Here is a 5751-nt window from a genome sequence, read left to right as displayed (position 1 = left end):
GATTGTATTATAACCGATTCCGATACTACGACCCAGAACAAGGGAATTATACTCAGATTGATCCGATAGGTCTTGCAGGAGGAAATCCTACGCTTTATGGGCATGTCAGTGATACGAATATTTGGATTGATATATTTGGGCTTTCTTGTACAAAAGAGCTTAAGAAAAATATGAATAAAGCTAACAAAGAACTGGCCAAAACAGAAGGATATATGAAAAGGGCTTGGCATAAAGAGAAAGGGTCGGCTGCCCATCATATTGTTGCTGGCGATGATTTAAGGGCTCAGCCTGCGAGGGATATATTAGCTCATTATAAAATCGATGTAAATTCAGCTGATAATGGTATTTATTTGAAACACATATACCCAAATAGTAAACAACCAGGAGCGTATCATAGGGTGATTCATACAAATAAATATTATGAGGATGTAAACAAACAAATAATCAATGCAAGTAAAGTTGGAGGGAAATCAGCTGTAGAAAAAGAATTAGAGTTAATTAGGAATGAATTATTATTTGACAAGAAGGTGTATTAATTTTGGATATATATGAAATTAAAAGTGACTATGATGTTTTTAAATTTTTTGTATTTAATCAAGGAAGTTCATCTAACTATTTAAACTTTGAAGGTCAAAAATTAGGAGACAATTGGATACCTTTAGAGTTTGAAATTTTCAAAGAAAAAGGAAAGAAAAAGGATAAACGATTTGAAGATTTTGATGCTTCATGCTATTTTGATGGTATTTTAATCGTGAATAATAATCTGAAAGAGATTTTGGAAGCTAATTATAGTGAAAAAGTTGAAATTTTGCCAGTTAATACGGATAGAGGTCCATATTATTATATAAATGTAACGAATAAAATTAAATCTATTAAAAATGTGGATAAAATGTCTTCAGACGAAATAATGGAAATGGTAAGAAATAATAGGTACGTTTTTGATCTTCAAACTGTAAAAAACGAGTCCATATTTAGAGATAGCAAAATGTCATCAAGCTATTTTGTTACAGATTTCTTTATTAATCTAATGAATAATAATCAAATCAAAGGATTACGTTATGAAAAAGTTGGTCATACAGAATAGTAAAAAACGTATAACGAAAATATACAAAACAGGATATTACAAATTATTATTTTTGTTCCGAAAAAAATTAAACTAATTACTATTGAAGATGTGTTATCGCTTCCAGAGATTTGGTTTTAGCTTCTTCCAAATTCGAAAAAATGAAATTTAAATATAAAGGGATGTTTTCATTAGATAGCTTTTATTTACTATTTAAAATGATGCGTTTTTAATTTTTTGTAGTAAAAAAATTAAATTTTGTCAACTGTGCCCCATAATTTAGCAGTTTAGTAAAAAAAGAATGCTGTATTAATTAGATGACTTCTGCATGTTGCCGAAGTCATCTCTTTTAATATTTCGAAAACTCTTTTCTATGCTAGGAGCTTCCTTGTAACTCTTAGGCTATGGATAAGAAAATATCTTCTCAGTTAAGCTAAATACAACTGTTTTACTATGTTAATGTTTGAAAGGATACTGATGAATACTAGCAGGTATTATGAAATTCCAGTAAACTGGGCAAGTGAAGAATCAATGGTTTAAAATATCAACAAAAAATGGTGGGACATCAATTGTTTTAAAGAGGTGGATCTAGACAGGTGATTTGTAGGAAAAAATAGAGTCAATAGTTGAAATAGAGAGGTGTGAATAATATGGATTGGTACAACAAAATTGAAAACGTATCAAACAAGCAACAATTCTTAGAATTTGTAAATTTATTATCAGCGGATTATCAAAAAAATATAGATGAATGGGAGAATAAATCTATAGATTTATTTCTTCAAGCCATTGAGGGATGGATGGAAGATATGGAAGGATTTTATGAAAATTCTGGTTTAGATACACCCAAAAATATCGACTGGAAACTATTGTCTATTATGCTATATGTAGGTAAGATATATGAATAAAAGGCCCACGCTAAAAAAGAATTAGTTATGTGAGATTTGTATGGAGAGAATTTAAATTGATGAGTGTGGTGTAAATAATAAATCAATTTAAGGAATTTATTAGATCGATTGATTAGTTGAAGAAGCTTATTAGTGATTATCTAGGTACACCTTCTGAAGCCTACGAAAATGATGGTAATAAGGTTTGGTCCAATGAGTTAGATATTTATGGCCAGTCAAAAGAGTTTAACAGTGACAAGGATTTTATACCATTCCGATATCAAGGGCAATACGAGGATGAAGAAACTGGCCTTTACTACAACAGATTTAGAAATTATTCACCAATTGAGGGTATGTATACGCAAAAGGATCCAATTGGGCTTAATGGAGGTTTGGTCTTATATGGCTATGTACAAGATACAAATAACTCAATAGATATTTTTGGTCTTTCTTGTACTAAAGAGTTAAAGAAAAATATGAACAAAGCTAATCGAGAGTTAAGAAAAAATGAAGGGTACATGAAACGTGCTTGGCATAAGTATAAAGGTTCAGCAGCTCATCATATTGTAGCGGGGGATCATTCAAACGTACACGCTGGAAGAGCCAGAGAAATCTTGAAAAGACTCAAGATTGATGTCAACAGTGCAGAAAATGGTGTTTATTTGAAGCATATAGATCCAAATAGTTTACAACCTGGTGCTTATCATAGAGTAATTCATACCAACGAGTATTTTAAAAATGTCTATAATAGGTTAGACATGGCTGAAAAATTGGGTGGAGCGAAAGCAAGAGAAGCAGTGTTGACTGAGCTAGAAAATATAAGGAATGATTTATTATTTAACGTTAAAATTTGGTAAAAGGGGATTTTATAATGAAAATATTTAAAATAGAGAATGACTTTAGTTTTAAAGACCTAACTTTTTTGAATGAGGAGGATATTAGTCTTTTTTCTAGTTTTACGGGACAAAAAATTACTCTGGATTGGAAAGAAGAGATTTTTGGTATCTCTGAAGATAAACATACAAGAGGAAAATTGTTAGATTTTGATTCACGCTGTTATGGAGATACATTAATAATAAAAGCGAAATTTAAAAATCTTTTTATTGAAAAATTTTCTGACATTATAGAAATCTTCCCGATAAAAATCAAAGGCATTGCAGAAGATTTTATTTATATAAATGTAACGAATGTAGTCACAGCAATTAATTTTGATGGTTTAGATTTGCAAGAATCTCTTGCAATGATGCGAAGTGAAAACATAAGATTTATTTTAGATAAAGTAGAAAATGAAACTTTATTTAGAGATGCTAAAGTTAGTTCAAACTATTATTGTACACAAAAGTTTATTGATTTTATTGAAAAAAACGGAATTAAAGGGTTAAATTTTGATACGGTAGGGACTGCAAGTAATAATTAGAATGTAATTGTGATAATCATATTTTTTAATAAATTCTAAGTATTCATTACTTTATCTTCTTTGGAGGCAATTTTACTTAAATGGCTATGAAGAGGAATTACTCCTCTTCATAGTCACTATAATGGTTACCATTAATGAATGTATCTGAAGTGTCTAGATTCAAAAAAGCTAATTCTCCTAGCTCATGGACAGAATTAGTTAGTTTTAACATGGCAAACTGCTTTTCGTTAAAATTCACAATGATATTAAGAAAATTATCTAAGTCGTCCACAGTAATACCTTCTTCCTCCATTTCTTTCTCGGTAATAAAATCATCTATATGGTAAGAAATATCAATAGCATCCAAAAGAAGTAGCTTTTCAAACTCATCGCACACTTTATCTCCAAAAACTAATACCATTAATTCGAATTCTTTTGATTTTTTAATTTGAATGAAAAGAGATTGTAAAATGTACTTTAATGAATAATTCATAATGGAATCAAAATCTTTTTGGACAATACCAGCTTGGATGTTAAATGAAATTTCTTTAATCAAATCTATATGAAAATTATTTAAAATAGATTTATAAATAGGATGACTAATTTCCTCTAATGTGTCATTCCAAATTTTTATGTTTTCTTCAAAAGGTATCATTCTCTTATTCCTCCAATATTTTTGTTTAATTTTACCATATGCATTAGATAAGATGTTAATTATAAAGACTTTTATAGATATTATCCATCAGGATAGGACGATTTTGATAAATTTTTAATTCTGGTTGGGGTCTAGCAAATAAACTATGAGATTCGTGTGGGATGGGAATACAATTCTCCATGAATATTTCTTGCAAGATAATTCAGATATATTTAGAAATTTTACACAGAATGCTTTACAGACTGATGCCGACATCGCAAATAATCTAGTTGCATGAGTATTTTCATGATGCTTCGTCCCTTTGGCAAAAATCACGAATGAAGGTTATTACAGTATTATTAGTGATTATCTTGGAACGCCTGTTGAAGCCTATGATGAAAAAGTGAATAGGGTTTGGACAGCTGAACTTGATGTTTATGGACAAGTGAAAGAAGTTACAGGTGAGAAAGACTTTATTCCATTCCGTTATCAAGGGCAGTATGAAGATGTAGAAATTGGATTGTATTATAACCGATTCCGATACTACGACCCAGTGCAAGGGAATTATACTCAAATAAATCCGATTGGACTTGCGGGTGGAAATCCTACGCTTTATGGATATGTAAATAATCCAAATTTGTATATGGATATTTTGGGGCTAGATGTAACAATTACACTAGTTTACAAAGACTGGATGCCTAAAAATGAATTTCTCAGAAAAGCTCAAACACTTCAAAAACTTGGAGAAGAAGGTCTTCTATATAAAGTTGCAAAAGTATCGAGGGATAGAAGTGTAACTAAAGCATTTAGACAAGATATGATTAAAAGAATATGGGCACAGTATGGAAATAGTAATCGCGCATTTGCCGATAAGCTAATAGATAGGGTTGCACACAAGATGCAACGGAGGTGGGTTTTGTCCCAGCCTCTTTAGTTGATAGTTTACTAAGACAGGATAGTTACAGATCTGTTTTCTCATTTTCATATTGTTGTAGATAATGATTTAATATTTTGATTCCTTCAATAAGATTATATCCAATTTTAGTAAGAAGTCTTTATTTTCATTTTCGTAGTATATTTTTGCAAAGTACCTAGATAATAAAAGATACTAAGTTAGCTTTATCATTAATATTATAGAAACATAAAAATAATCATTAGCTACTTTATTTTCATCTATTATATATATTTGTCGAGATTTTCCTATGAAACGTCCTAAATATAAATTATTCCATTCTCTTTTAGAAATAAGATCCAATCATCTCCAACATACCTTCAAATTGGACCCATATAGTAAAGCTGTCTTTCTTTTTTTGGCGATCACTATAAATTTTAGATTTTGACGGGAAAGGTTTCGATTTACTGTACAAACGTTTAGAGAACGATCGACTTCAATGGCCAAAAGAAGATGAACAAGTTCGAAACAACCAGCAAGAATTACGTTGGCTACTGGAAGTGTTATCATACTTTACGCCGATGAAATAACCACTCAAATATTGAATCGCACAGACGGTAAAGCTACACTATCGAATACCTGCAACTGGGTATTCCGCTCTGCCTTCAGAGGGATCGATGATTGTATTATTTGAACCTGTTTTACCGAGAAGGATGTATTAAAGGGATATATTTAGCGGATATTCAGAAAGTCCTTGTGTGTGATGGCTAATCTCCTTAAGACAAACTACCGAATATCACATTCGAAAATTGTTTGGCGCATGTGCGATGACTGCCTCTCGCTCCGAGCAAGCCCAGTGGACAGCCTCGATGCAATACAATG

General features: G+C 31.0%; 8 protein-coding genes. 7 read left to right on the top strand and 1 reads right to left on the bottom strand.

Annotated features, from left to right (window positions below):
* The 5 genes from RT445_RS22865 to RT445_RS22845 form a co-directional block, all read left to right on the top strand.
* Positions 1–536 (top strand): AHH domain-containing protein (locus RT445_RS22865; RefSeq protein ID WP_313471657.1); only part of this gene is annotated, 536 nt, incomplete at its 5' end.
* A gap of 2 nt (positions 537–538) precedes the next feature.
* A complete protein-coding gene (locus tag RT445_RS22860) occupies positions 539–1084 on the top strand; it encodes an imm11 family protein (RefSeq protein ID WP_274793676.1) in 546 nt (181 codons plus the stop codon).
* A 629-nt stretch (positions 1085–1713) separates the two neighbouring features.
* Positions 1714–1968 carry a DUF7660 family protein gene (locus RT445_RS22855; protein WP_274793675.1) on the top strand — a complete coding sequence of 85 codons (255 nt, stop codon included), beginning with the start codon at positions 1714–1716 and terminating at the stop codon, positions 1966–1968.
* Between the two features lie 116 nt (positions 1969–2084).
* Complete coding sequence (locus RT445_RS22850; RefSeq protein WP_274793674.1) at positions 2085–2804, top strand: RHS repeat-associated core domain-containing protein; 720 nt, start codon at positions 2085–2087, stop codon at positions 2802–2804.
* A 14-nt stretch (positions 2805–2818) separates the two neighbouring features.
* Positions 2819–3364 (top strand): hypothetical protein, encoded by a 546-nt coding sequence (locus RT445_RS22845; protein ID WP_274793673.1) that lies wholly within the window; start codon positions 2819–2821, stop codon positions 3362–3364.
* Between the two features lie 97 nt (positions 3365–3461).
* Here RT445_RS22845 and RT445_RS22840 read toward each other — a convergent pair whose 3' ends face one another.
* Positions 3462–3998: a hypothetical protein gene (locus tag RT445_RS22840; protein ID WP_274793672.1), complete on the bottom strand. Its 537-nt coding sequence runs from the start codon at positions 3996–3998 to the stop codon at positions 3462–3464.
* Positions 3999–4299: 301 nt separating this feature from the next.
* On the opposite strand from RT445_RS22840, the gene RT445_RS22835 reads away from it, so the two are divergent.
* Positions 4300–4911 carry an RHS repeat domain-containing protein gene (locus RT445_RS22835; RefSeq protein ID WP_274793671.1) on the top strand — a complete coding sequence of 204 codons (612 nt, stop codon included), beginning with the start codon at positions 4300–4302 and terminating at the stop codon, positions 4909–4911.
* A gap of 392 nt (positions 4912–5303) precedes the next feature.
* Positions 5304–5459: an IS66 family insertion sequence element accessory protein TnpB gene (tnpB, locus tag RT445_RS23755; protein WP_396631823.1), complete on the top strand. Its 156-nt coding sequence runs from the start codon at positions 5304–5306 to the stop codon at positions 5457–5459.
* Positions 5460–5751 lie beyond the last annotated feature (292 nt).

It is taken from the genome of Lysinibacillus sp. (assembly GCF_032093475.1).
GTDB classification, from domain to species: Bacteria; Bacillota; Bacilli; order Bacillales_A; family Planococcaceae; genus Lysinibacillus; species Lysinibacillus irui.
The sequence above is the reverse complement of the archived record's forward strand: the minus strand, read 5'-3'. Positions and strand labels throughout refer to the sequence as shown.

Excerpts from the sequence above, each read along its gene's own strand:
- RT445_RS22840 (WP_274793672.1), bottom strand. The coding sequence starts at position 3,998 with ATGATACCTTTTGAAGAAAACATAAAAATTTGGAATGACACATTAGAG.
- RT445_RS22845 (WP_274793673.1), top strand. The coding sequence starts at position 2,819 with ATGAAAATATTTAAAATAGAGAATGACTTTAGTTTTAAAGACCTAACT.
- RT445_RS22855 (WP_274793675.1), top strand. The coding sequence starts at position 1,714 with ATGGATTGGTACAACAAAATTGAAAACGTATCAAACAAGCAACAATTC.